Here is a 26,285-nt window from a genome sequence, read left to right on the forward strand (position 1 = left end):
AACGTTAAATGACATACTAGATTAGAAGCTAACCTACCATCGCTATGTGTGTTTTATGCAGGATAGTATTCGCGTCTACCATTCTATCGTGCATCACTTTGATTGAGTCTCCAAAGCGCAGCCCTTTTGAAGGCGTCAGCAGGAACTCTTCTAGGTCGACAAATGCACATAGGCTCGCACACTCTCCCACTTCTAATACAATGAAATACCCTAAGCTATGCTCGTTATTCATTTGTACAATATCCCCTTCTTGAGGATATTCATGGCCAGTGCCTTGTGAGTCGAAAAACCAACTCTTAGGCTGTACAGGCTTATGGAAGCGCTTTGCTGCCACACAATAGAGTGCCAGTTCAGCTTGACGAGGCTCAGATAGATCTAAGCCAGAAATTTGTTCTTTGAAGGTTTGGTATGCAGATGCATCATCAACAGTGAATTCATTATTTTTAAACGCGCAGTCCACCAGCTTGTTGCGGACCAGATTCGTTTTAAAAACCATATCCTCTCCGAGGTTTAGCATTAATGAACATTGCTGATCATCATAATACCAATTCCATGTATCGCTAGGTTTAAGCATCATTTCGTCTCACACTGTTGAACCATTCCGTTAGGTAAAACGCAAAATTACCTTCAATTACAGTAATTTTACTGAGCAATAGGCAAAAAAAAAGAGGAAATGAATTCCTCTTTCTTATCGCTTTTCTCTACAACTCAGTGAGTTACAGTGTCTCTTTTAACAAGACGATGCCAGATTGTCGCTTTTATAAGGATAAAAGCTTTTTGAAGATTATAAATTTTTGACGATGTCGCCTACAAGGCCTGGACCTTTGTAAATGAAACCAGAGTAAACTTGTACAAGCTTAGCGCCAGCCATCATTTTCTCTTTTGCAGCAACATAAGAGTCAACGCCACCTACCCCAATGATCGGCAGTTGGTCACCCAACTCTTCGTGGAGTTTACGAACCACTTCAGTACTGCGAGATTGAACTGGACGTCCGCTTAGGCCACCCGCTTCGTCGCAATGCTTCATGCCATCAACAATACTGCGATCTAATGTTGTGTTGGTTGCGATCACACCATCGATCTTATTTTTGATCAATGATTCGCAAATCTGGCTGATTTCGTCATCACTTAGATCTGGAGCGATCTTAAGAGCAAGCGGGACATATTTACCATGCTTCGCTTCTAATTCAGATTGCTTGGTTTTCAATTCAGACAATAAATCATCAAGAGCTTCACCATATTGTAATGAACGAAGTCCTGGAGTATTTGGTGAAGAGATATTTACCGCAATGTAACCTGCGTATTGATATACCTTCTCCATACAGATCAGGTAATCCTCCGCACCCTTCTCAATTGGTGTGTCTTTGTTCTTACCGATGTTGATACCTAAAATGCCGTCGTAGTTTGACTTCTTAACGTTCTCAATCAAGTTATCGACACCAAGGTTGTTAAAGCCCATGCGGTTGATAATACCTTCGGCTTCAACAAGACGGAACAAACGTGGTTTGTCATTACCTGCTTGTGGACGAGGAGTAACAGTCCCTACTTCCACGAAACCAAAACCCATTGCGCCAAATGCATCAATACATTCGCCGTTTTTGTCTAGGCCGGCAGCAAGGCCAACTGGGTTTTTAAAAGTAAGACCCATGCACTCTACAGGTCGGTGAGGTAATTGTTGGCGATACAAAAGATCAATAGGTGTACCGGTGAAGCGTTTGAAATTTTGAATTGCAAGATCATGTGCCTTTTCGGCATCAAGTTGGAAAAAGCCAGTTCTGGCTAGACGGTAAAGCATTGTGCCTCCGATAGAAAAAAGCGCCGTGTAAACGGGGCGATATTATTTACTTATTTACCCAACTATTCAATCTATTACTGCCTGTAAAGGTAAGTTAATCGAGTTAGCTAAAGAAAGAGGCTTACTATTAAGCAAACGTTATCGTATCCCCCAACAAATGATCCAGTTGACTATTATTCATGTAACGAGCATCAGTCAACTCGGCCAATTAGAAGCTAACTTGACCAAGCATAAGTGACTCGACGAAGTAATTGGAGCGTCATTCATTATCCAGCTAAACGAAAAAGGCAGACCTAATGGCCTGCCCTTGTTTCTTTTCGTTTTTATCTAATCGCTAGTCTGTCGACATGCAGTTTAAGTTCAATAGCATCAACTCTCGCAACGCTACTGAGAACTTAGCAAACTCATGAACCGAACCGACTTTGAATTCGTTCAAGATACTTTCCCAACGATGTAGAGAAACAGAGTTACTTTCCATCCAATCATCCAACGCTTTAATCACATCAAGGTCGGCACCACAACCGCAATTAAGCACTTGGCCAGTTAGCTGACGTTGCTGCCAGTCCAGATCTTCTCTGAATGCCGCACGTGCCAGCGCTTGCCAGTTGTTGTCCACTGCTTGGCCATTGATTTGTTTCAAGAACCAGTGCAGAGACAAACGGTCACCAAGGTTGAAGTAAAGCTTAGACGCTTGTTGTACTGTTTTACCCGTTTCTCGAGCTACTGTTGATATATCCAGTGCTGAGTACAAGCTAGACAAACGAGCCACCGAATTGGCCAGTTCTGCAGTTACTCCCTGATCAATCCACACCTGAGCCATTGCCTGGTGCTCTTCTACTTCTGAAGCCACTAGGTTTTCATCCAGTTTCTCAGTAATAGCAGCCACATCCCCTTGGTAAAGTTCAATCAATGCATTCACTGATTGCTTACCATTACGGTTTCTTAGCAACCAACGCGCTAGACGGCGCAACGTGCGACGCACATGATAAAGCAACTCATATTGAGCTTCAGAACTTGAGATGTTATCCAACTCACGAATGCTTTTCAGAACTTTGCCTAGACCGTAAATCTCACGAGATGCCGCGTAAGCATTTGCAATCTCAACAATATTTGCGCCTGTCTCTTCTTGCAAGCGAGTCACGAAGTTACAGCCCATCTCATTAACCATTTGGTTTGCAAGTGCAGTAGCAATGATCTCAGCACGCAACGGATGGTTATCCATGTGTTGATGATAGTTACGGCGTAACTCAGTTGGGAAGTATTGCATCAGTTGCTGAGCATGAAACTCATCATTCGCAATATCATCATTCACAAGATCTTCTTTCAGTACCATTTTACCATAAGCAATCAGCACTGATAGCTCTGGCCTTGTTAGCGCTTGGCCTTGCTTCTCACGCTCTAGCAAAGTTTCATCGTCAGGAATGTATTCCAAACCACGATCCAAGTACCCTGCTTTTTCCATTGTGTGGATGAAGCGGATTTGTTCTTTCACTAAGCCAACACCTTGATGCTCAGTAACCGAAATAGATTCAGCTTGGCAGTAGGCATCATCGAGTACGATTTCGCCTACTTCATTTTCCATCGACTCTAGAACTTGGTTACGTTGTTTAACGGTGAGATCACCATTAGACACTAACCCGTTCAAGAAGATTTTAATGTTCACTTCGTTATCCGAACAGTCTACGCCACCAACATTATCAACAAAGTCAGTATTAACTCGGCCACCTGTTAGCGCATATTCAATACGACCCAGCTGAGTCATACCTAAGTTACCACCTTCGCCAACAACTTTAGCTTTTAGGTCGCGGCCATCAATGCGAAGCATGTCATTTGCACGATCACCTACATCGGTATGAGTCTCGTTTGAAGACTTAACATAAGTACCAATACCGCCATTCCAAAGTAGATCCACTTTCATAGACAAGATCGCTTTGATCAAATCATTTGGCGCCATTGATGCTTTTTTGGTGCCCAGCATTTTCTGAATTTCAGGCGTTAAAGGGATAGATTTCGCGCGACGAGAGAAGATGCCACCACCTTGAGAAATCAGGTCCTTATTGTAATCTTCCCAGCTTGAACGAGGCAGATTAAACAGACGATCACGCTCTACCCAACTGGATGCTGAATCTGGATTCGGGTCAATGAAGATGTGCATGTGGTTAAACGCAGCTTGCAGACGAATGTGCTTAGATAGCAGCATACCGTTACCAAACACGTCGCCCGCCATATCACCCACACCAATTGCAGTGAAATCTGTCGTTTGGCAGTTGATACCCATTTCACGGAAGTGACGCTTAACCGATTCCCAGCCACCTTTAGCCGTGATGCCCATTGCTTTATGGTCGTAACCGTTTGAGCCACCAGATGCAAATGCATCACCCAGCCAAAAGTTGTACTCTCCAGCTACTGAGTTGGCGATATCTGAGAATGTCGCGGTACCTTTATCGGCTGCAACAACCAAGTAAGGGTCATCTTCATCGTGGCGAATCACGCTCTTAGGAGGAATAACCTCGCCTTCGATGATGTTGTCAGATACATCCAGTAATGCACGAATGAAACGTTTGTAACAACGTTGACCTTCAGCGAAGATTTCATCACGGCCAGACATTGTGTGCTGGCGTTTACAAACGAAACCACCTTTAGCACCAACTGGGACAATTACTGTGTTCTTAACTTGCTGTGCTTTAACTAAGCCTAGAATCTCAGTACGGAAATCTTCTTGACGATCTGACCAACGCAAACCACCACGAGCGACTTTACCTGCGCGTAAATGCACACCTTCTATATCAGGCGCATAAACAAAAATCTCGAATGCAGGGACAGGAGCCGGAATATCTGGAATCTCGCTTGGTCTCATTTTCAGAGCCAACCAAGGTTTAAACTGTTTGTTTTCGTCTAACTGGTAATAGTTAGTACGAAGTGTCGCAGTGATCATTTCCATGTAACGACGAATGATACGATCATCATCCAAACTTTCTACATGATCAAGCTGCTCCGTAATCTTCTTGATAAGATCTTGTTGACCTTTCGCGCTGCCTTTCAGTTTTGGATCGAAACGCTTGCCGAACAAGCTCACTAACCCTTTCGCTAGCTCAGGGTAATGAGACAATGTGTCTTCAATGTATTGTTGGCTGAATGGGAAGCCAACTTGACGCATGTAACGAGCATAAGCACGTAGGATTGAGATTTCACGACCGGATAGGCCTGCTCCAAGTACTAAGCGGTTAAAACCATCACTGTCTAACTCTCTTGCCCAGATAGCAGCAAAGGCTTGTTGGAAAAGATCACGAGCTTCACGAAGATCAACGGTCTTGTCGCTCTTATGCAACATTGAAAAGTCCAAGATCCAATAAGTTAAACCATTGGTCTTACGCACTTCGTAAGGAGATTCGCCAATCACACGTAGACCAAAGTTTTCAAGCATTGGCATTACTTCAGAAAGGTGAATTGGCTCGTCACTGTGATAAAACAGTTTCAAACGAACGGCTTTCGAATCTGCTGCTTCTTCTTGAGGACGGTAGAACAGCATACCAAGTCTGTTATCTTCGCTTAATGCTTCCAAACTCTCGATATCGGCCACCGCAGAACCAGGCATCATGTCTTCTTTGTACGAGCGTGGGAACGCACGCATGTACTCTTTAGAGAGCGGAAGCCCTTTGCTTTCACCAAAGTTAGCAATGATTGACTCAGATAAGCGGTCATCCCACGTAGACGATACTTCCATTAAATTCTGCTCAATTGTTTTCACGTCCACATCCATGTTGTTGTTATCAACACGAACAATATAGTGCGTTCTCGCCAGCGGGCTTTCAGAGAAATACGTTGTAAATTCAACTTCTTGTTCACAGCCAAAGTACTGCTTCAAGATGCGCTGTGTTTGACGACGAAGTTCAGTGTTGTAACGATCTTTTGTTACATAAACCATACAGCTAAAGAAGCGACCAAACGGGTCTTTACGAACAAACAAGCGTAGAAGGTCACGATCTTGCATTTGCACAACGCCAGTACCTACTTCCAGTAGCTCTTCTTCACGAGCTTGAAGCAATTCATCACGCGGGTAATTTTCAAGAATGTTATGCAGTGCTTTGTAAGAGTACGATCCCTCACGGTAACCACTCGCCTCTATAATACGCTCTACTTTTTCACGAACCAGTGGAATCGTTTCAACAGTTTGATTGTAAACGGCAGAGGTATAAAGACCGGTAAAACGATGCTCACCGATTACTTTTCCATTCTTATCAAACTTCTTAATACCGATATAATCATTGTAAGCAGGGCGATGAATACGTGAAGCCGTGTTTCCCTTGGTGAGAATGAGTACATAAGGTTTTTTTGCCTCTAAGCGTGCCGAATCAGAAAACTCCGACAACTTAACATTACGTACGCGATCTGAATTTGCGAACAAACCAAGACCTTGCTCTTTAGTCGGTTGCAGTTCAGTGTCACCATTCACAGTCACAAGGTCATATTCCTTGTAGCCCATAAAGGTAAAGTTGTGTTCACCTAACCAACGAAGGAACGCCAACGTTTCATCAAAGCGCTGACCATCAACTGGTATGCTATCTTTTTGCTTTTCAACTTTATTCGTTACTTCTTCAAGTCTTTCAACCATTTTAAGCCAGTCATTCACAACTAAGCTAGTATCTGTGAAAATATCCAGTAGTTCCGTTTTAAGCGCTGTCATTTCAGCTTTACTGCTAAGACGATCCACTTCGATATGAAAAAGCGACTGGAAAGCGCCTTTATTGTTACTCACGCCAACCACATTTCCGGCGCCAGAACGATCAATTTGCGTTGGGTTATGCAGCATAAGGTGAGAAGAAAGATCGAGGCGTGTTAATGCCATTTTTACAGAATCAACGAGGAATGGGCTGTCTGGTACCACTATCTCAACGATAGTGTGAGTAGATTGCCAACCTTGGCGACTTACTGTTGGATTAAATACTCGAACAGAAATTTCGTCAGGTTTTTTTTCGTTGATGTGATGCCATAAGCTAACTACAGCACCATATAAATCAGATTCGTTTCTTTGGATTAAATCGTCTTGAGAAACATTACTAAACAAATGTTGAGCAAGTTGAGTTACGAGAGGTCGATGAGCAAGGTCAAGTTTGTCTTGAATGAGTTTGTACACTTTTTCAAGTAAAACTGGAACCACAGTTTCACGTGCGGTCATAGTCACACTCCACAATTAGAATTGTATTTTATTATAGGGGGATCACTTAAGCTGGTGTTTGAATTCGCGCTGTAAAGCCCACTTCTACTAACGAGTTAAGCAAAGGTAATGCATTCGTTTATTGTAAAAGCATTATTGAAAAATAGTTAATTGTTTTGGAGGTGGTAAGAGGTGAAATGTTTGATTATGTGATTAAGATTCCTTTTAAGTCACTGGGCATGTCGAGCTTTACAGAGCTTCCAACTTTATAAACTTATTTTTTTGGTCAGTTGTAAGCCTAAACTGTCCTCTGACTCCTGTTTGTGTAAGAAGTGGTCTGAATCGAGTTGCTGGTAATTGTAAGCGTAAACCGGTTGTTGTTATCACTTGAACTTTACTAGCCACACCTGAATAACTGGCCAAAAACTGTTGATATGAGATGTTAAGTTGGAAAATATAGTGATTCATACGATACCTGTATAAATATACAGTGCCAGTATTCTTTGGCACTTAACGATGTCTGACAGTGGAACTGAGCTTGAAACTGCTCTAGTTTATCGAAAATTCGATGAACCAGAAACACAAAATCAGTGGCAGATATTCTCTACCACTGATGACTTTTCTTTATCAGTAAACAGCTTATAAATTAACCGTTAACCTTGAGAACACTTAACTTAAGCCTCTAGTGCTTTCGTCACTTTCTCAAATAGGTCTTTTGCTAAATTATCCATGTTCTTCAATGTCTCAAGTTCCTGTTTGATAAGAGCTTGGCGTTCATCATCGTACTTACGGAATTTAAGAAGTGGATCAATCAGACGTGAAGCCACTTGCGGGTTACTACTATTTAACTCACGTAAGATCTCACCAGCAAACGCATACCCTTGACCAGACTTGTCATGGAACTGTACCGGGTTCATGTTTAAAAATGAACCAACCAAGTTACGAGTTCGGTTCGGGTTCTTCAAACTAAATGCTTGATGTGACATAGATTGTTTGATCACTTCAAGCGCATTTGAACTTGGGTTAGTACCTTGAAGAGCAAACCACTTATCCATAACAAGACCATCGTGTTTCCACTTGTCACTGTAATCCGCCATCAAGGTTTCACGACAAGGTAGTTGTGCACTGTTTGCCGCGCCCATTGCTGCCATAGTATCTGTCATGTTGTTTGCTTGCTGATACATTGCAACAACCAAATCATTACCCTGCGCAGTATGAGCCAAGTAACTTAGGCAAACTTTACGCAGAGTACGCTTACCAATCGAATCATGATCAATCATGTAGTCGCTTAATGCATGACTGTGATAAACCGCCGACAATTCATCTTCAAGCTCTGTCGCTAGCGTCACTTTCATACTATTTAGTACCAACGCGATAGCATCGATATCTACACGCTCATACCAACCAGACACTTCATTGTGGCTTGGTAAAGAAAGCATCTCCGCAATAAACGCAGGTTCTAGCGAGTCACTCAGTAACACGCCACGGAATGCATCAACAACAGAAGATGAAAGTTCGAACTCTTGACCCTGCTGAACCTTCTTAATATTACTGCGAATGTACTTAGCCAATAGCATTTGGCCAGCATCCCAACGAGAAAACTCATTGCGCGCATTCACCATCAAAAAGATAAGCTCTTCATCTGAATAGTCGTACTCCAATTTCACTGGTGCAGAAAATTCACGAAGCAATGATGGGATTGGTTGCTCAGAAACGTTTTCAAATACAAAAGTCTGCTCCGCCTCTTTTACATCTAATACGTTATGAACTGGCTTTCCGTTACATTGTAACTCAATCACATCACCAGACGCTGTGTACAACTCGATATCTAAAGGGATATGCAAAGCCTGCTTTTCAGTTTGCTCATGAGTTGGAGCCGTTACTTGGCGAGCCGTCAACCTGTATTGTTTTTTCGCTGCGTCGTAGTGGCTTTCAACAGACAACGTTGGCGTGCCAGACTGGCTGTACCATAAACGGAACTGAGACAGATCAACGCCTGATGCGTCTTCCATTGCTGCTACGAAATCTTCACACGTTGCCGCAGTGCCGTCGTGACGTTCGAAGTACAGCTTCATGCCTTTTTGGAAACCGTCTTCACCCAACAATGTGTGGATCATTCGGATCACTTCACAGCCCTTTTCGTACACGGTCAATGTGTAGAAGTTATTCATTTCTATCACTTTTTCTGGGCGAATTGGGTGAGACATTGGGCTCGCATCTTCAGCGAATTGTGGACCACGGATGATACGCACATTGTTGATACGGTTGACTGCACGAGAACCAAGATCTGATGAGAATTCTTGATCGCGGAATACGGTTAAACCTTCTTTCAAGCTCAATTGGAACCAATCACGACAAGTCACTCGGTTACCCGTCCAGTTGTGGAAGTATTCATGACCAATTACCGCTTCAATACCCAGATAATCTGTATCCGTTGCGGTTTGGTCGTTGGCTAGAACAAATTTAGAGTTAAATACGTTCAAACCTTTGTTTTCCATCGCGCCCATATTAAAGAAATCAACAGCTACGATCATGTAAATGTCTAAGTCATACTCCAGATTGAAGCGTTCTTCATCCCACTTCATTGAGTTAATCAAAGACACCATCGCATGGTTCGCACGGTCTAGGTTGCCTTTGTCGACAAAGATTTCTAGGTCAACTTTACGACCTGATTGCGTAGTGTACGCATCACGAAGTACGTCAAAATCACCCGCAACTAAAGCAAACAGGTATGCCGGCTTTGGATGTGGGTCTTGCCATTTCACCCAGTGACGGCCATTTTCAGCTTCGCCTTCGTCTACACGATTACCATTACTGAGTAGAAATGGATTTTCGGATTTGTCTGCGATTACCGTTGTTGTAAACTTCGCTAATACATCCGGGCGATCCATGTAGTAAGTAATGCGACGGAAGCCTTCAGCTTCACATTGAGTACAAAACGCACCACCCGATTTGTACAGGCCTTCAAGTGCACTGTTCCCCTCAGGATCAACTTCAGTCACGATCGTTAATGTGAATTCTTTTGGAAGGTCATTCAGCGTAAGTTGAGTTTCAGACAGCTCGTACTGCGTCCACTCTTTGCCTTCAACCAAAACAGACACTAACTTCAAGCCTTCACCATCAAGTACTAATGTCGAGCTTTCTTTCTCCTGCTTAACACTAGAAACAGCGGTAATGATGGATGCCGAATCGTACAAATCGAAAGTAAGATCGATGTCAGAAATAGTGTGAGATGGTGATTGATAATCTTTACGATACTTGGCTTGAGGTGTATGTGCCATGACGGGTTCCTTTTGATCGTTATACGTAATTATTTTTAACTGTATATTTCTAAAGGTTGAGCGCCAATAAAACAAGGGGAATATTGAAAAAAGGAGGCATTGTAAGAAAATGCCTCCATGTTTTGCTATTTTATCAATCAAATCAGATAGGAACGCCTAATAACCAAGCAACAAATCATATTATCAACTAGTTCAATTTTAGGGCTAAAACTCGTACTTATCGAATACGATTAAGCACCGCAAACATGTCTCCCTCTTCGCCTTGAAGTGTTAACACATCACTGTTCAGTGTGTAACGAGTGCCGTGTTCACCGTTCTCGTAAAGTAGTACTAATTGGTCGCCCTCGGTGTAATACACACCACGACGAATGACTTCCCCCCCTTCTTCATCGGACACTCGGAACATGAAGATAAAATCGGGTTGAAGCACTAAATCCATTTTTTGAATGTTGCTTGCACGCAAATCGCTTCCAGACAGTTCGGCGCTTGACCATATTCCAGCCAGGGCGTTGGGTAAGGCTTTGGTGAACATAACACCGTTAAGATTCAGCATATTGTGATTACTGCTGTACGCGTAAACCTGGGGTTCAGAAGTATTCAAACCCAAAATAATGGTGTCTTCATTAGCATTATACAAACCTTCCCAATGGTCGACACTGTAATCTTTCTTTTGAATATCAATAGAGAATGAGTAGTTGGAGTCAAGAGTCAACTTGATTGCTCTAAAGTTTTCAGTGCCTTGCTCGGGATCTGGATTCATCAAATACCAATCACCAAGCAATAAAGGAAGGTCAAAATAGGATAAATTGCTATCACTTTTTGATCGTTGTTCGCCTGAAGTAACTTCGCTACCAAAAGCAACAAAGCTTAGACAAGATAAAAATAATAGAATCCATTTCATAATAGCCCCCTCGTTTCTTTTAATCTTAGGTCCGTAATGCATAGAAAGCGAAAAAACACGAGCTAGATCACTAAATTTTAAATACGAAGTAACATAAGTGACACATCATTAGCATGAATGTATCTACATTAGTCGAGATTATTAGAGGGCGGTTTGGCAAAGTAGCGAGGGATACAATTTAAAGATTACGTAAAATTTAAGGAAAAAAAGCGAGCCTAGGCTCGCTTTTTAAATATTGCACTTTTGAATCATTACCTTCCGGTAACTATCCGATCTATTTCTTGATCATATCCAGCATAATTGATACAGACTCGTCGAGATAAGCATCTGGAGCTTCATAGTCTTTAGGAACATCGTCTAACGATTTAAAAGCTTTTAATTTAGCAACTTTTTGACGTTGATTGATACGCTCCAAACGAAGTGCTTCCACATCATCACCTTCTTGCTTACGTACCTTTTCATTGAGAGAAAGGTCGTTGTCATCTTTATCTGCCTTATATTTTTCAATATCTTGCGCGATAAAGCCAAACTCCATATCAGAAGCAACACGAGCTTGGTGTTTAGCGGTTAAAGTGAGGATTTGATCATCATTACGTTGTAACATTGAGTAATTAGCTTTATCAATACTGTCCCAAGGCAAAGCATTATCTTCAACGCTTTCCCCCGTATCATCTGACTCAATCGGTGTTGGGTAAGCAATATCAGGCACTACACCCTTGTTTTGCGTACTACCACCATTGATTCGGTAGAACTTCTGGATTGTATATTGAACGTAGCCCAACTCTTTATCAAACAAATCATAGATATGATTCAAAGAGCGATGCTGTTGTACCGTTCCTTTACCAAAAGAGTTCTCTCCCAGGATGATTGCACGACCGTAATCTTGCATCGCTGCTGCAAAAATTTCAGATGCTGAAGCACTGTAGCGATTTATCAAGACCGTCAATGGGCCTTGGTAACTGATTTCGCCATCAGTATCGCTGTTCACTTTGACACGGCCGTAGCTATCACGAACCTGAACAATCGGCCCCTCTTTGATAAATAAACCAGAGAGTTCGGTTGCTTCAGTCAATGCACCACCACCGTTGTTTCGAAGATCAACGATAATACCTTCAACACCTTGCTGTTTAAGCTCAGTGATTAATTTATCGGTATCTTTAGAAAGGCCAACATAGAAACTTGGTACCTCTAGAACACCAATCTTCTTACCATCTTTCTCGATAACTTCAGACTTAACGGCACGGTCTTCTAAACGAATCTTATCGCGTACAATTGTGACAACGTGACTTTTTGCATCGTTACCTTCCGGCAAGATCTGTAGCTTAACTTTAGTCCCTTTCGGACCCTTAATCAGTTGCACTACATCGTCTAAACGCCAGCCGATAACATCCACGACTTCTTCACCGTCTTGGCCTACACCGACAATGCGGTCACCATCACTCAATTGTTTGCTGTTTGACGCAGGGCCACCAGCAACTAACGAGCGAATAACGGTATAGTCCTCAGTCATCTGAAGCACTGCACCAATACCTTCCAAAGATAGATTCATCTCTGATTGGAATTGTTCTGCATTTCTTGGAGAGAGGTAACTGGTGTGAGGATCAACTTCACGTGCGAATGCGTTCATGTAGATTTGGAAAGCGTCTTCATTGTGCGATTGTGTAATACGTTTCATCGCATTGTTGTAACGCTTTTCCAAAACTTCTTGAATCTCTGGCCACTCTTTACCTGTAAGTTTTAGATTCAACGCATCGTATTTAACGCGTTTTCTCCAAAGCTCATTCACTTCAGCGATATCTTTTGGCCATTCAGCTTCACTACGATTGAGTTCAATGCTCTCATCGGTATCAAACTTAATCTCAGTATCTAGCAAAGACAATGCATATTGAAAACGTTCAAAACGCTTCTGCATAGACAAATTATAAATATCGAAAGCAATCTGGTTATTGCCCGCTTTCAGTTGGTCATCGATTTGTTTAGACGACGATGAAAAAGAGTCAATATCAGCTTGAGTGAAGATATTACGATTATAGTCCAGCATCTCTAAATAACGATTAAAGATAGCTTGAGAGAAATCATCGTTGAGATTGAAGTGTTTGTAGTGAGAACGAGTAAATCGAGAAGTCACACGTTTACTAGCAGTTTCGTGTTGGGCCTCAGGAACGAGTAGAGGTAAATCGTCCTGAGATAATTTGGCTTCGAGAGCCTGAGTTGAAGCTGCTAGCCAAAAGCTAGCAGCAATCAATGTCAATTTTGAACGGCATTTCATGCGTAGGAGTATCTCCTTTAAGCGCGCAAGTGCTCCGCTTTAACAACCATTTGTAGGCCGTTTGCTAACTGAACACGCACATCTTCCTTATTGATTTCAACAATGGTCGCAGCCATGTTTCCTTTACCCATGTTCACATTTACTTCTTTGCCAGCGATAAATTCGTCAGCGTTCAAAGCGCGAGTTTCAACAGGCTTTTCGACTTTCGGTGCTTTAGGCGCTTGACGACGAGGCTGTTGAGCTTTCTTCGCCTTAGGTTTTGCTTTGCCTTCTTCACGAGCTTTTTGTGCTTGTTCTTTACGACGAGCTTGAACTTTCGCTTTGCTTTCTGCAAGTGTAGCTTTAGCGTGCTCTACATGCTCTTCTTCTAGTGTGCCACACGCGTTGCCGTCTAGGTCAACACGTTCCGCACCAGCTTTTACGCCGTGCAGGTAACGCCATGATGATGTGTACTGTCTTAACGCTGCACGAAGCTGAGTCTTACTTACTTTTTCGTCTTCATTTAGACGTTCAGCAAGATCTTGAAAAATACCAATTTTAAGTGGTTTAGCTTCACCTTCTAGAGTAAAGCATTTAGGGAAACATTCAGCAATATATGCGATAACTTCTTTGCTGTTTTTTAACTTTTCAGTGTTTTCCATGTGGGTTCCTGGTTTTTGCGGTTTTCCGCGAGCATTAAGAAAATATTTTTACGTATTATAAAGAGATGCTTGGGAAAAACCACAGTAAGAGAATAATTTATACCTTGTTCGCGTGCGAATTAAGCAGCTTTTCCACTTCTTCCATAAAAAATGTCAATCCATCCTCGTCGATTTGAGAGAAACGGCCAACATTTGGGCTATCGATATCTAGAACGCCCGCGACTTTTCCACCAATCGAGAACGGAATTACGATTTCTGAGTTACTTGCAGCATCACAAGCAATATGTCCTTCGAACTCATGAACATCATGAATACGTTGGACTGTATTTGTCGCAACCGCCGTTCCACATACACCACGCCCTACCGGGATTCGAACGCAAGCTGGCTGGCCTTGGAATGGACCTAGTATAAGTTCACCTTGTGCCTCAGATGGGGTTTGCTTCATTAAATAGAAACCCGCCCAGTTCAGATCATCCAATTCCATGAATAATAATGAGCTGATATTGGCTAGATTAGCAATAAGATCGGTTTCTGATTCAATTAATGCAACAGCTTGTTTGGTTAAGCGTTGGTAATGTTCTATTTTCATATTAACTTCCAATTAAATTGAGACTTCCATTATCAAGAGAACGCAGTAAAATGCGGCCATTAAAACAAATAGGACTTATTCTCATTACAATGAACAATTCAGAAGACACTATTAGCCGTTCTTGGTTAATAACTCAAGTAAAAAAACACAAGTCCAAATTACTGTTTGCTAACATTATTGCCATTTTTGCAACTCTCATTAGCGTTCCTATCCCTTTGCTAATGCCACTCATGGTCGACGAAGTTTTGCTTGATAAGCCCGCTTCTGGCTTAGAAATGATGAACCACCTACTTCCCTCATCGTTACAGACACCGACTGGCTATATCGCCCTGACTTTACTGTTAGTCATTATCATGCGTACGGCAAGCCAAACGCTGAATATTCTACAAGGACGTCAGTTTACACTGGTATCTAAAACGATCACCTATCAGATGCGCAGTAAGATGATAGATAAGCTTGGTCGTATCAGTATTAGACAATACGAAACTAGAGGCAGCGGCGGTATTAACGCCCACTTAATAACAGATATAGAGACTATCGATCAGTTCATTGGTTCTACCCTGTCTAAGTTTCTGATCAGCTTTTTGACGGTATTAGGGACTGCGATGGTTCTATTGTGGCTCGATTGGCGTCTTGGCTTGTTTATATTACTGGTCAATCCTGTTGTCATTTACTTTTCTCGTAAACTAGGCAGTAAGGTTAAACACCTTAAAAAGTACGAGAATCAATCTTTCGAACGCTTTCAGAATCGGTTGGTTGAAACGTTAGACGGCATCTATCAACTTCGCGCTGCTAATAAAGAGCGTATTTTCTTAGACGAACTTAAGGCCCAAGCTAACCAAGTAAGAGTCGATGCGGACAAATACGCGTGGCAGTCTGAAGCCGCTGGTCGTTTATCATTCTTACTCTTTCTACTAGGTTTTGAACTGTTCCGCGCAGTCGCGATGCTGATGGTGCTATTTAGCGACCTAACTATCGGTCAAATTTTTGCGGTATTCGGCTATCTATGGTTCATGCTGGGCCCTGTGCAGGAGTTATTAGGGATTCAATTCTCTTGGTATAGCGCGAAAGCAGCATTACATCGTATCAATGAGCTTTTGATGTTAGAGGAAGAAAAACGTCCGATTAGTAAAGTAAACCCGTTTAATGAACATGAGGAAGTGACAGTCGACATCGAAAACGTTACCTTCTCTTACACGTTAGAAAACACTGTTTTAAATAAACTATCACTGCATATTCCGGCTGGTAAGAAAGTCGCTTTGGTGGGTGCCAGTGGTGGTGGAAAATCAACGTTGATCCAGTTGTTAATTGGGGTTTATCAAGCGGACTCTGGCTGTATACGCTATAACGGTGAAACGAGCGACGACATCAGCTTTGATGTAATTCGCAATCAAATTGCCGTTGTTTTACAGCAACCTATACTCTTTAACGATACATTAAGGCATAATCTGACCCTTGGTGCAGAATACGACGAAATGTCACTGTGGCGTGCACTTGAAGTCGCTCAAATGCAAGACGTTATCAAGCAACTGAATAATGGTTTGGATACTCCAATTGGTAGGAATGGCGTTCGACTGTCTGGCGGTCAACGACAGCGCTTAGCAATCGCCCGCATGGTACTGAGTAACCCCAAGTTTGTTATTCTTGATGAGGCGACATCGGCGCTAGATACAGCAACAGAGTCAGCGCTGCATAAAGCGCTAAGCGAGTTTTTGAAAGATCGCACAACTTTGATAGTGGCTCATCGATTATCAGCGGTGAAACAGGCCGATCTAATCTATGTTTTAGAAGATGGGCAAGTCACACAGACGGGAACACATGGTGAATTGGTTGAACAACAAGGACTATATCAAACACTTTATGGCAGTGTGCAATCGCACGCCTGATGTACGCGGCCCTATACATTTAAGTCAGGTTAATGGCCTGACTTACGTTCTAACTTCGGAGGTCATGTGACCTCCTCTACCAACAATCCATCATCAGATAGGCCAACAACAAGCCATCTATTAAGTAAACACTTGTGCGATAACAGTGACGTAAGACTGTGCCAAGGCTGCGAGCTTCCTGTTGATAAAGTGGAGATATCACAAGGAAAATCAGCGTATTGTCCAAGATGTGGCACTCAGTTATATCGTGGTGGTACACCAAGTCTCTCTGGAAATTTAGCTATTGCTCTCACGTGCTTGCTGCTATTTATCCCCTCTCACTTTTTTGATTTCATTAGTATCCGTCTGATTGGAGTAATGATACCTGCGACTCTGCCATCCGGTGTATTTACGTTGATGAGCGAAGGTTTCCCTTTACTTGGCTTACTTATCCTATTCTGTAGTTCTATTGCTCCTTTACTTGTCTGCTGCTCTGTTCTGGTCACCCACTTATCGCTTCGCTTCAGACTTTTCACTCCGTTTCGTTACGCACTCACTATTGTCCAAACCCTTAAACATTGGATGATGTTAGATGTATTTTTAGTGAGTGTGGCGGTCTCATGCTTCAAGCTCCAAGATTATTCAGACATATTTGTCGGCCCAGGCTTGGCAGGTTTGCTCTTATTGCAACTGTTCAGTGTCTTACTGGTAAGTCGTATCAGCGTTCGACGCTACTGGGAAGCGTGGACTAAAGAGTCGGACTACTCTTTCCCTGACAGTAAGAAAGTTCATTGCCACAACTGCCACATGTCTCAACCTGATGGACATGTGTGCGTACGGTGTCACCACGCCTTATATCATCGCAAGCCCTACTCTATATACAAGACTTGGTCACTGTTATTCGCGGCTACAATCGCAATTATACCGGCCAATATTATCCCGATATCGATACTTATAACGAACGGTCAAAGGCTTGAAGACACCATTATTTCTGGAGTTGCGTCTTTAGTTAATAGTGATATGTATGGCATCGCCGCGATCATATTTATTGCAAGTATCGTAGTGCCAGTTGCCAAAATACTCGGCCTCACTTACATCTTAATTTGTATCCAAATGAAACGCGCGGTCTACCACAGGCAGCGTATGACGATTTATTTCATAGTAAAATGGGTGGGTAAATGGTCCGTAATGGACTTATTCGTCATTTCGATCATGATGACCTTGATCGACCGTGGACAAATTTTAAACTTTACACCAGGTTATGGTGCTATCGCTTTTGGCTTCGTTGTCGTGCTTACGATGTTAGCAGCCGAAAGTTTAGATCCTAGGCTAATTTGGGATAACTACACCTCTAAAGATGAGTCAGTGAATGAACAACGATAACCAATCACAAACATCATATTCACCAGAAGTGAGAAAAAATAAAGGTATTTCTCCTTTATGGATTCTACCAATTTTAACCGTCGTTCTGGCTGGTTGGCTGGTCATGAAGTCAATACACGATGCTGGACAACGTGTGCAAATTTACTTCTCGGATGCTGCTGGCTTAGTGGCAGGTCGAACCACTATTCGCTACCAAGGTTTAGAGGTGGGTATGGTGCGAGACATAACTCTATCCAAGGATTTGTCTAGTATTTACGTCGATGCCGACATTTACCCTGAAGCACAACAGCTCTTATCAAAAGGCACGCGTTTCTGGTTGGTGAAGCCAACAGCGAGCTTGTCTGGTATATCGGGTTTAGACGCGCTAGTTTCAGGCAACTATATCGCGATTCACCCTAGTGAAACAAAAGAAGAGCCAGAAACCGTGTTTTACGCATTAGACTCTTCCCCTTCAGATTTATTAGCATCAGAAGGACTGAATATCTCACTAACGACAGAAGATCTTGGTGGTGTATCTGTTGGTTCTCAGATCGTGTACCGAAAAATCCCAATTGGCGAGGTCTACAATTACCAACTCAATAAAAATGCCAAATCTGTCACCATTCAAGCTGCGATCAAAGATGAGTATAGCCATATCATCACAGACCAAAGCCGCTTTTGGAACGTGAGCGGCTTAGGCGCCAGTATTGGTTTTTCTGGTGTTGACGTTCGCTTAGAAAGCTTGAGTGCCCTTCTTGGTGGTTCTATTGCGGTCGATTCTCCAGGAGACGGCCAACCCGTCAAAATGAACACCAAGTTCAAACTCTATCCTGATTTAAAGACTGCAGGACGTGGTATCTCAATAAAGATCGCGGTACCTGATGATAACAAGATCAGTTCGACGGGTGCTCCTATTATGTACCGAGGTATTGAAATCGGTCAAATTACCGACTTGTCCTTGAGTGAAGGTCGTGAAAACGTTGTTGCATCTGCGGCAATACAACCAGCATTCAGCGATTTCTTAAACAGTGGCAGTAAATTCGTTCTTGAAGAAGCCGAGCTATCTCTTACTGGCATGAAAAACATCGCCAACTTAGTGACAGGTAATTTCTTGACCTTAGTACCTGGAGAAGGCAAAAAAGCGCGTCGATTTACCGCTATTCGTAAAACCGAATACAGCCAAGAACAAGAGAAATCAGTGGCAATTCGCCTGACGTCAAACAATTCATTTGGCTTAGATGTGGGCGCTCAACTACTTTACAAAGGTATTGCCGTCGGCTCTATCATCCAAGTAGGATTAGTCGATGGTGTTGGTACGAGCTCTGATAAGCACGAAGTATTCATGGATGCATTAATCGATAATGAATACGCGCACCTTATCAAAAGCCACAATCGTTTCTTCGTCACAGGCAGTGCCACTGCAGAGCTAACCGAATCTGGCTTCAGTGTTACGGTTCCACCAGCAAAACAGCTACTTACTGGCTCAATTAGTTTTGTGAGCGAAGGTAAACCTGAAGCTCGAGCTGACTACCAGCTTTTTCAAAGCAAGTCGCTAGCCGAAATTGCTAAATTTAATCAGTCTGGCTCCAAAACTCTTTCGTTGTTCGCGAGTGAATTGCCTTCAATATCTAAAGGAAGTCCGCTTCTCTACCGCAATTTACAAGTGGGTAGCATTTCTGATTTTCAGCTTGCTGATGGTGGTGTAAGAATCAAAGTCACGATCGAAAATCGTTACACGCACTTACTCAACAAACACACTGTTTTCTGGAATCGCTCAGGCGTTGAGGTCGATGCTTCTCTTTCAGGTATTAGTATTAAAGCTGCACCGGTTAAAACCCTCCTTCAGGGCGGTATAGCCTTTGACTCACTGCCAGGCATCGACAACAAACTGGGTGATGTATGGAAGCTTTACAAAGATTCCAAATCCGCCAGAAAATTTGGCCGTGCTATTACTATCACCTCTTCTGGCGATCAAGAAGTCAGTCAAGGCATGGCGATTAAATATCAAGGTGTCACTGTTGGTGAGGTTACGTTGGTGATTCCGAACTTCAATAAGGGCGGCATTGAAATTACCGCGCGTATCTTACCTGAATATGTAGACAAAATTGCCGTGGCGAACAGTCACTTTTGGTTGGCAGAACCAGAGATCGGCCTTAACGGCATCAAAAACGTCTCTGCGCTGCTCTCTAAGCACATCAACGTAGATCCGGGAAAAGGTGAAAGAAACACGAAATTCAATCTAAGCAAAGGCCCAGTGCAGCCTGAAGGAAAGATATTCCAGCTACAAAGCGAAACGAGAGGCTCGGTCTCTGAAGGCACACCTATCCTATTCCGAGAGTTAGAAATAGGTGGTGTCATCGATGTCCAGTTGGGTGAGTTTGCTGACCGCATCATCTCTACAATTCAAATTGAGCCTGATTATGCCTATTTAATTCGCGCAAACACCGTGTTCTGGAACGTGTCGGGCGTCGATGTGTCTATTGGATTATCAGGCGCAAACATTAAAGCCGGTACGGTAGACAGTTTATTAAGAGGCGGCATTACATTTTCCACTCCGCCAACGAGTGAACTCCAGCCGATCGCAAGCGAAGATCAATCTTTCTACTTGTATCCTCATGCAGAAGACGGTTGGAAATCATGGAGAACGGCGATTCCTCGCCCGTAACGTTGTCCGTAGAACAGCGCTAAGATTAATTCTGCATCAAAATGCAGCCTGTAGGCTGCATTTTGATTATTTCCGGTAAATATAGTTTAGAGCAACCTCATTTTGCTTTAAACTCCCCGTATTAAATGCAATAAATCGAGATGCTCTTTTGCACGCTAACGTATATATTCCAGAAGAATTCCTAACGCACATCGAAGCAATCATACCTAGTCATCTAGATATGGCTTCTTTTGTTGCGTCATGCCAAAAACCGCTTCGTAAAAGTATTCGAGTCAACACCCTGAAAGTTAGTGTTGAAGACTTCCTCATACGTGCTAAAGATAAGAGTTGGGAACTGGAGCCTGTGCCTTGGTGCGATACGGGTTTTTGGATCACAGCCGATGAAAGTGAAACACCATTAGGTAATACAGCGGAGCACATGTCTGGTCTTTTCTACATCCAAGAAGCCAGTTCTATGATGCCTCCTTCAGCTCTATTCCAAGGTGAAGAGAATTATCAAGCCGTGCTAGACACCGCGGCTGCACCAGGGTCTAAAACAACTCAAATTGCCGCCTTAATGGATAACCGAGGTGTGTTGGTTGCTAATGAATACGCAGCAAGCCGTGTGAAAGTCCTTCACGCCAACATCGAACGTTGTGGTGTGCGTAATACAGCATTGAGCAATTTTGATGGGCGAGTTTTCGGTGGTTGGTTACCAGAACAGTTTGATGCCGTACTGTTAGACGCGCCCTGCTCTGGCGAAGGAACTATTCGTAAAGACGCTGATGCGATGAAGAACTGGACGTATCAATCTGTAGTCGACATCGCGGATACCCAAAAAGACCTGATTGAGAGCGCATTCCACGCCCTTAAGCCTAATGGGGTTCTGGTTTACTCAACGTGTACGTTAAGCACGGAAGAGAACCAGCAAGTGTGTCATCACCTAAAAGAGACCTTTGGTGACGCGGTTGAATTCGAATCTCTGGAGTCACTATTCGACAATGCAAAAGCAACCACGACAGAAGAAGGCTTCCTACACATCTTCCCACAAGTGTATGACTCAGAAGGTTTCTTTGTTGCACGTATCCGTAAGTTAGCGTCTGTTACTCCACCAGAAGTTAAAAAGCGTATGGGTAAATTCCCATTCGAAAAAGCGTCAAAGAAGACCCAACAAGAAATCGCAGAACAACTACTGAGTTCACTCGAGATCGAACTACCAAGTGACACTCAGGTATGGACACGTGAAAAAGACGTTTGGCTATTTCCTAAAGCATTAGAGCCGATGATTGGCGAATTCCGTTTCTCTCGTATGGGCATCAAGATAGCTGAAACCCATAAAAAGGGTTACCGCTGGCAACATCAAGTAGCAACCACCCTCGCGACTGGCAACGAATCTAATGTTGTAGAGTTAAAAATTGAAGATGCTCGTGAATGGTTCATGGGACGCGATGTTCGCCCGGAAGGCTGGTCAGGTAAAGGCGAAGTATTAGTGAAGTACAATGGTGCAATCATCGGCCTTGGCAAGTGGGTTGGTAACCGAGTGAAGAACGGTTTACCCCGCGAGCTAGTGCGCGATAAGAACCTTTTCTAAAAGCTTGCGAGCTGAATACACATTGATAAACAAAAAGCCCAAACAACATTAATTGTTTGGGCTTTTTTTGACCGAGAGGGTCGCTTATTTCACTAAGCTGATACCTTCTTTGTCGATAGTGATTTTACCAGATTTGTACAAACCACCAATTGTCTTCTTAAAAGTACCTTTACTGGTTCTAAATGCAGAGAAAATAACCTCAGGAGAAGACTTATCATTCAAAGGCAAGTAACCGCCTTTCTTCTCAAGCAGATCAAGAACCTTAATACTTAGATCATCCATTTTCTCCACACCAATCTTCTGAAGTGACAGATCGATTTTCCCATCTTCTTCACGAACGTTTTTGATGTAACCTTTCAACGTTTTACCAATGAACAACTTACCGATAATCTCCGATGGGAAAATCATGCCCCAGTGTTCACCATTCACGATCGCTTTGTAACCCAATTGGGTGCGTTCAGCGATAATCAGATCCACTTGCTCGTTTTGCTTATAAGTAGCAGGTGTATTGTCTAACCACTTATTGAACTTCGTTGTACCTACAATACGGCTAGATGCTTTATCGATATACACATATACTAAGATTGATTGACCTTCGTTTAAGCGGCCACGTTGCTCACTGAAAGGAACCAGTAGGTCTTTACCTTTCACGCCCCAACTCATGAATGCACCAGTGCTGTTGACACCTTCGACAGTCATCAAGCCAAACTGACCCACTTGAGCAATAGGCTTTTCTGTGGTTGCCGCAATCTGGTTGTCAGAGTCAATGTATAAGAAAACATCTAGTTTTTGACCAATTTCCACATCTTCAGGAGTAAACCGTTTCGGAAGCAACACAGTTCCATAGTCACTAGCATCAAGGAATACACCGAACTCTGCTTGTTTTACTACTTCTAAATTGTTTATTTGACCAATATTAATCATCAAGATTGTCTCTACTTTAAATTTGGCGGAGATTATACGTGATCTCTGATATGCTTTCGCTAGTTTCATTCATATTTTTATATTCTAGGAGACATCGTTGATCACCGTCGATAAACAAGATGCGATAACACTTAAAATTAACCATGCAATGGCTAAGACAAAGAAGCTCGACATGGACGTTTATCTATTCATCCCCGGTGAACTCGGACTGACGCCAGAAGTACTGTCTGAAAGTGCCTTCTTTTACAGTTCAATTACTCAGCAACGAGCTTACTACAGTGATAAAACACTCTTGCCACTGGTACACAGCCGTTTGGCAAAACGCAGACGCTTGTCCACCACACAATATCGTGTAAGTTTGAGTTTGTTTGCGTATCAATATGTCATCGCTTTAGATAAAGCAGTCAGTAGTTTGAATAAAACTGATAGTGACAATGTAACGGCTGATGAAGTCGACGAAGTCATTGAGTTAGCGTTGGATATTTTGAAGAAGCTTCGTCGAAGTATTCCTTATGAAGAAAACCTCAAACGTTACTACGAAAACATTGATAACTACCTCTCTTGGTACACCGAGCAAAAATTCTTATCACTGGTTTCACACATGCCACGCGGTAGTGAATATTCCACGATCAAAGAGCGTCTCTTAATACTCTGTGATAAGGAAACGGCTCACCGTCAACTCAATCGTTATAACTCAGCCAAGGTGCGAGAAGACGTTACTCGTCTGAGTAACAAAATGCGCTTACTGCGCCGCTTGATTGAGCACCCTATTGTTCTCAAAGAGAAGACCACATCACTGGGTAAAAACGTAAAGCGTGCCGTTAAAGGGATAGCTACAGGTTTAGTCATGGTAGTGGTTACCACAACCGTCATATTGGCTCGTGATTTCCTGGGGGAGATTACCGCTTCTTTTATTGTGTCTATGTCATTCATCTATGCTTTACGCGAGATATTCAAAGATGACTTAAGGGATATCCTTTGGCGTTGGCTTCGTAAAGGCAAGCCGAGATGGAAACGTCGCTACTTTGACCCAACTACCAACAAATTAGTCGGCCATAAGCTTGAATGGTTAGATTACGCAAACTTTTCTAAGTTAGCTGATCGCATTCAATTGCTCCGTAAGAGACGGGTTGTGCAGCGTGAAGAGCAGGTATTACATTATCGTTCGCACACAGAAATGTCGACATCGACATTTATGAGTGGTTACGAGGAGACTCGTGAAACGCTTTCTATCAGCCTAAGAGCACTGACACGTTTGATGGACAAGAGTTCAAATAAGATTTATCGCTTGAATGAGGGGCAAGTCAGCCGAGAATCCGTTGAAAAGCGCCACCTTCTTAACCTGATCATCAAAGAGAACAACCACGATAGTGATCCAACATATTACCGTTGGAAAATCGTAATGAACCGCTCAAAAATTGTTGATATAGAGCAAATCACTCAAGAGTCATAGTGTTATACGGTATGTGGGTATTAAAATCACATACCGCTCTTCCTATTCGAATGTTATCTCCTATTTCAACCGACTCTCTGCTCCAAGATAACCTTCTACTTTCAAGCTATTTTCCAGCATGCACTTTCTTAATAGAAAGTGTTAACTGAAACTCGGCCATCGGTTCATCACCATGCAAAGATGGACAGGTAGCGATAATAGTCACGGGTTGGTTAACACGCGCTCCAGTCGAAATCGTTTCGGCTAACATAGTATTGATGAGCTCACCGTCATTACACGTGAAATGTACATCACCTTCAGGGCGTTTCAAAAAGTTGCCTGTTACCTCTTTAAACGCCAGAGAAATCTTCTCTCCTTGCTGTTGGGATTTACTCATAGCAAGAAAGCCTCCCGCGACATCAGCTCCCACTGCTAGTACACCAAAATACATACTATTTAAGTGGTTCTTAGTTCTTCTTTTGAGAGGAATCTTAAGCTCGACATGCTGATCATCAAGAGCGAGTAACTTCGGCCTACATAACCAAATTAACGGCACTTTAAACATACCAAACATAGTTAAGTAGAGATTAGCTTTTTGTAGATTAGTTAGCATCCAAGTCACCTAGCACTATTAGTCATCTGACCAGTTAATAGACTCAAGATAGCAATGTCAAAAAAATGTTACAAAAAAGAGATATCATCTAACGATAATATCTCTTTCATTCTTGAAGCATTAACGCTTCAAGCCAACTTATATCGCTGGGCTTATTAATTATGCGGTAACAACCGTATCAACACCTTCAAGATCGGCAATGTAACCTTGTAATCGAGGATAATCTACCAACCCTTGAGTCACTAGCAATACTGGTTTCTTAACATGAAGCGTTGCTTTAACAATCATGTCCAATAAGGTAATAACCGCTTCGTTCTGGGGATCAAAGGCATGTTGTTGTGCTTCATTTTGCTTATCTACACCTAAAGTGAAAGACGCTAAACTATCGATATTCACTACCGTGCCATCAAAGTAATGCAATAATCGTTCACTCAAAATTACAGCTGATGGCACATCGCACGAAAACAACACTTTCAAGCCATTCAACCCACGAGGTAGCCCTTGTTCGGCAAGTAAATCGATAATCTTAGCAGCATCACTTAATGCACGAACGTAAGGAGCAACGATTTCAACGTTAATGCCCTGCTCTCGCAACGTTTTGATTACCTGACACTCAAGTGCGAATGCCTTACTATATTCTTGTGTGGCGTAGCGACCTACACCACGAATACCAAGCGCTGGGTTAATTTCTTCTGTTTCGCAATTCCCGCCCAACAAAGAGCGAAAGCTGTAACTATCCGCATCGCTCAAAGCAATACGTACCGTCTTGTGATGGGGTTGAACTGCTGCTTGAATCGCTATAACGAGTGTTGAAACAAAATGTTCATCGACACTCTTATCACCAAGAATGGCATTTAACGACGTTTTCTCAATGTCAGAAAGTGTTTCAAAGTGAGACCCTATGCTTGGATGATAAAAAACACGCTCCATGACCAGTTCAGATAGTGAAACGTATAAGTGATTGGAATTATGATTATCGCTATAAGAAGGCAGCACATCGCCTAAAACAAGTTCTGGGTGCAAAGTGCTTTGATTTTTTTGAGTCATTGCTGCTCCAGCATTTTTATGTTGTGTTCAAACGAAAGTACCGATAGCTGCCTGTTAATACAAGTGAAAATCCCTTATTTAGCATTGGCCCACGGATAAAAATAAGAATATTAGCAATAACGGAGATAACTTTGACTTAGAGAGTTTATTCCTCTGTTCAATTCCGTTATCTTAAC

At 42.6% G+C, this 26,285-nt stretch carries 18 protein-coding genes; 6 read left to right on the top strand and 12 right to left on the bottom strand.

The window, feature by feature from the left end:
• Nucleotides 1-28 precede the first annotated feature (28 nt).
• The 4 genes from OCT63_RS16040 to OCT63_RS16055 form a co-directional block, all read right to left on the bottom strand.
• Nucleotides 29-577, bottom strand: coding sequence for a cell division protein ZapC (locus OCT63_RS16040; protein ID WP_269984056.1), 549 nt, complete (start codon nucleotides 575-577; stop codon nucleotides 29-31).
• A 207-nt stretch (nucleotides 578-784) separates the two neighbouring features.
• Complete coding sequence (gene pyrD, locus OCT63_RS16045; protein WP_060467640.1) at nucleotides 785-1,795, bottom strand: quinone-dependent dihydroorotate dehydrogenase; 1,011 nt, start codon at nucleotides 1,793-1,795, stop codon at nucleotides 785-787.
• Between the two features lie 334 nt (nucleotides 1,796-2,129).
• Nucleotides 2,130-6,971, bottom strand: coding sequence for an NAD-glutamate dehydrogenase (locus OCT63_RS16050; protein WP_161675037.1), 4,842 nt, complete (start codon nucleotides 6,969-6,971; stop codon nucleotides 2,130-2,132).
• Nucleotides 6,972-7,199: 228 nt separating this feature from the next.
• Nucleotides 7,200-7,418: a DUF2835 domain-containing protein gene (locus tag OCT63_RS16055; RefSeq protein WP_161687559.1), complete on the bottom strand. Its 219-nt coding sequence runs from the start codon at nucleotides 7,416-7,418 to the stop codon at nucleotides 7,200-7,202.
• A gap of 48 nt (nucleotides 7,419-7,466) precedes the next feature.
• On the opposite strand from OCT63_RS16055, the gene OCT63_RS16060 reads away from it, so the two are divergent.
• Complete coding sequence (locus OCT63_RS16060) at nucleotides 7,467-7,595, top strand: hypothetical protein (RefSeq protein WP_261809200.1); 129 nt, start codon at nucleotides 7,467-7,469, stop codon at nucleotides 7,593-7,595.
• A gap of 29 nt (nucleotides 7,596-7,624) precedes the next feature.
• Here OCT63_RS16060 and pepN read toward each other — a convergent pair whose 3' ends face one another.
• The 5 genes from pepN to OCT63_RS16085 form a co-directional block, all read right to left on the bottom strand.
• A complete protein-coding gene (gene pepN / locus OCT63_RS16065) occupies nucleotides 7,625-10,231 on the bottom strand; it encodes an aminopeptidase N (RefSeq protein ID WP_060467638.1) in 2,607 nt (868 codons plus the stop codon).
• Nucleotides 10,232-10,448: 217 nt separating this feature from the next.
• Nucleotides 10,449-11,132 (bottom strand): hypothetical protein, encoded by a 684-nt coding sequence (locus tag OCT63_RS16070; protein WP_161680215.1) that lies wholly within the window; start codon nucleotides 11,130-11,132, stop codon nucleotides 10,449-10,451.
• A 274-nt stretch (nucleotides 11,133-11,406) separates the two neighbouring features.
• Nucleotides 11,407-13,401 carry a carboxy terminal-processing peptidase gene (gene prc, locus OCT63_RS16075; protein WP_161687561.1) on the bottom strand — a complete coding sequence of 665 codons (1,995 nt, stop codon included), beginning with the start codon at nucleotides 13,399-13,401 and terminating at the stop codon, nucleotides 11,407-11,409.
• 17 nt (nucleotides 13,402-13,418) lie between these two features.
• Nucleotides 13,419-14,042 (bottom strand): RNA chaperone ProQ, encoded by a 624-nt coding sequence (proQ, locus tag OCT63_RS16080; RefSeq protein ID WP_017057223.1) that lies wholly within the window; start codon nucleotides 14,040-14,042, stop codon nucleotides 13,419-13,421.
• Between the two features lie 97 nt (nucleotides 14,043-14,139).
• The gene (locus OCT63_RS16085) at nucleotides 14,140-14,631 is read right to left on the bottom strand and encodes a GAF domain-containing protein (RefSeq protein WP_060467637.1); all 492 of its coding nucleotides are present in this window, start codon (nucleotides 14,629-14,631) and stop codon (nucleotides 14,140-14,142) included.
• Between the two features lie 89 nt (nucleotides 14,632-14,720).
• On the opposite strand from OCT63_RS16085, the gene OCT63_RS16090 reads away from it, so the two are divergent.
• The 4 genes from OCT63_RS16090 (at nucleotide 14,721) to rsmF (ending at nucleotide 22,093) form a co-directional block, all read left to right on the top strand.
• Nucleotides 14,721-16,517, top strand: a complete 1,797-nt coding sequence (locus tag OCT63_RS16090) for an ABC transporter ATP-binding protein (RefSeq protein WP_046224332.1) — start codon at nucleotides 14,721-14,723, stop codon at nucleotides 16,515-16,517.
• Nucleotides 16,518-16,583: 66 nt separating this feature from the next.
• A complete protein-coding gene (locus OCT63_RS16095; protein WP_046224333.1) occupies nucleotides 16,584-17,879 on the top strand; it encodes a paraquat-inducible protein A in 1,296 nt (431 codons plus the stop codon).
• Complete coding sequence (locus OCT63_RS16100; protein ID WP_269984057.1) at nucleotides 17,866-20,523, top strand: MlaD family protein; 2,658 nt, start codon at nucleotides 17,866-17,868, stop codon at nucleotides 20,521-20,523. The genes OCT63_RS16095 and OCT63_RS16100 overlap by 14 nt, the downstream gene beginning before the upstream one ends.
• A 148-nt stretch (nucleotides 20,524-20,671) precedes the next feature.
• Nucleotides 20,672-22,093 (top strand): 16S rRNA (cytosine(1407)-C(5))-methyltransferase RsmF, encoded by a 1,422-nt coding sequence (rsmF, locus tag OCT63_RS16105; protein ID WP_269984058.1) that lies wholly within the window; start codon nucleotides 20,672-20,674, stop codon nucleotides 22,091-22,093.
• An 84-nt stretch (nucleotides 22,094-22,177) separates the two neighbouring features.
• Here the strand turns inward: rsmF and OCT63_RS16110 are convergent, their stop codons facing one another.
• Nucleotides 22,178-23,086 (bottom strand): CvfB family protein, encoded by a 909-nt coding sequence (locus OCT63_RS16110; protein WP_269984059.1) that lies wholly within the window; start codon nucleotides 23,084-23,086, stop codon nucleotides 22,178-22,180.
• Nucleotides 23,087-23,114: 28 nt separating this feature from the next.
• Between OCT63_RS16110 and OCT63_RS16115 the strand changes: the two genes are divergently transcribed.
• Nucleotides 23,115-24,470 (top strand): hypothetical protein, encoded by a 1,356-nt coding sequence (locus OCT63_RS16115; protein ID WP_046224336.1) that lies wholly within the window; start codon nucleotides 23,115-23,117, stop codon nucleotides 24,468-24,470.
• Nucleotides 24,471-24,576: 106 nt separating this feature from the next.
• Here the strand turns inward: OCT63_RS16115 and OCT63_RS16120 are convergent, their stop codons facing one another.
• Together OCT63_RS16120 and OCT63_RS16125 are read right to left on the bottom strand one after the other, a co-directional pair.
• Nucleotides 24,577-25,062, bottom strand: coding sequence for a PaaI family thioesterase (locus OCT63_RS16120; protein WP_046224337.1), 486 nt, complete (start codon nucleotides 25,060-25,062; stop codon nucleotides 24,577-24,579).
• 159 nt (nucleotides 25,063-25,221) lie between these two features.
• On the bottom strand, nucleotides 25,222-26,109 hold the full coding sequence (locus OCT63_RS16125; protein ID WP_161675023.1) for a putative PEP-binding protein: 888 nt from the start codon (nucleotides 26,107-26,109) through the stop codon (nucleotides 25,222-25,224).
• Nucleotides 26,110-26,285 lie beyond the last annotated feature (176 nt).

Source organism: Vibrio sp. RW, from assembly GCF_027587105.1.
Lineage (GTDB): Bacteria > Pseudomonadota > Gammaproteobacteria > Enterobacterales > Vibrionaceae > Vibrio > Vibrio toranzoniae.

What these genes read in the sequence shown, in the direction of transcription:
- pepN (WP_060467638.1), bottom strand. Translation starts at nt 10,231, where the DNA reads ATGGCACATACACCTCAAGCCAAGTATCGTAAAGATTATCAATCACCA.
- OCT63_RS16050 (WP_161675037.1), bottom strand. Translation starts at nt 6,971, where the DNA reads ATGACCGCACGTGAAACTGTGGTTCCAGTTTTACTTGAAAAAGTGTAC.
- proQ (WP_017057223.1), bottom strand. Translation starts at nt 14,042, where the DNA reads ATGGAAAACACTGAAAAGTTAAAAAACAGCAAAGAAGTTATCGCATAT.
- OCT63_RS16110 (WP_269984059.1), bottom strand. Translation starts at nt 23,086, where the DNA reads ATGAAACTAGCGAAAGCATATCAGAGATCACGTATAATCTCCGCCAAA.
- prc (WP_161687561.1), bottom strand. Translation starts at nt 13,401, where the DNA reads ATGAAATGCCGTTCAAAATTGACATTGATTGCTGCTAGCTTTTGGCTA.
- OCT63_RS16040 (WP_269984056.1), bottom strand. Translation starts at nt 577, where the DNA reads ATGATGCTTAAACCTAGCGATACATGGAATTGGTATTATGATGATCAG.
- pyrD (WP_060467640.1), bottom strand. Translation starts at nt 1,795, where the DNA reads ATGCTTTACCGTCTAGCCAGAACTGGCTTTTTCCAACTTGATGCCGAA.
- OCT63_RS16055 (WP_161687559.1), bottom strand. Translation starts at nt 7,418, where the DNA reads ATGAATCACTATATTTTCCAACTTAACATCTCATATCAACAGTTTTTG.
- OCT63_RS16085 (WP_060467637.1), bottom strand. Translation starts at nt 14,631, where the DNA reads ATGAAAATAGAACATTACCAACGCTTAACCAAACAAGCTGTTGCATTA.
- OCT63_RS16060 (WP_261809200.1), top strand. Translation starts at nt 7,467, where the DNA reads ATGTCTGACAGTGGAACTGAGCTTGAAACTGCTCTAGTTTATCGAAAA.
- OCT63_RS16070 (WP_161680215.1), bottom strand. Translation starts at nt 11,132, where the DNA reads ATGAAATGGATTCTATTATTTTTATCTTGTCTAAGCTTTGTTGCTTTT.
- OCT63_RS16120 (WP_046224337.1), bottom strand. Translation starts at nt 25,062, where the DNA reads ATGCTAACTAATCTACAAAAAGCTAATCTCTACTTAACTATGTTTGGT.
- OCT63_RS16125 (WP_161675023.1), bottom strand. Translation starts at nt 26,109, where the DNA reads ATGACTCAAAAAAATCAAAGCACTTTGCACCCAGAACTTGTTTTAGGC.
- OCT63_RS16090 (WP_046224332.1), top strand. Translation starts at nt 14,721, where the DNA reads ATGAACAATTCAGAAGACACTATTAGCCGTTCTTGGTTAATAACTCAA.
- OCT63_RS16100 (WP_269984057.1), top strand. Translation starts at nt 17,866, where the DNA reads ATGAACAACGATAACCAATCACAAACATCATATTCACCAGAAGTGAGA.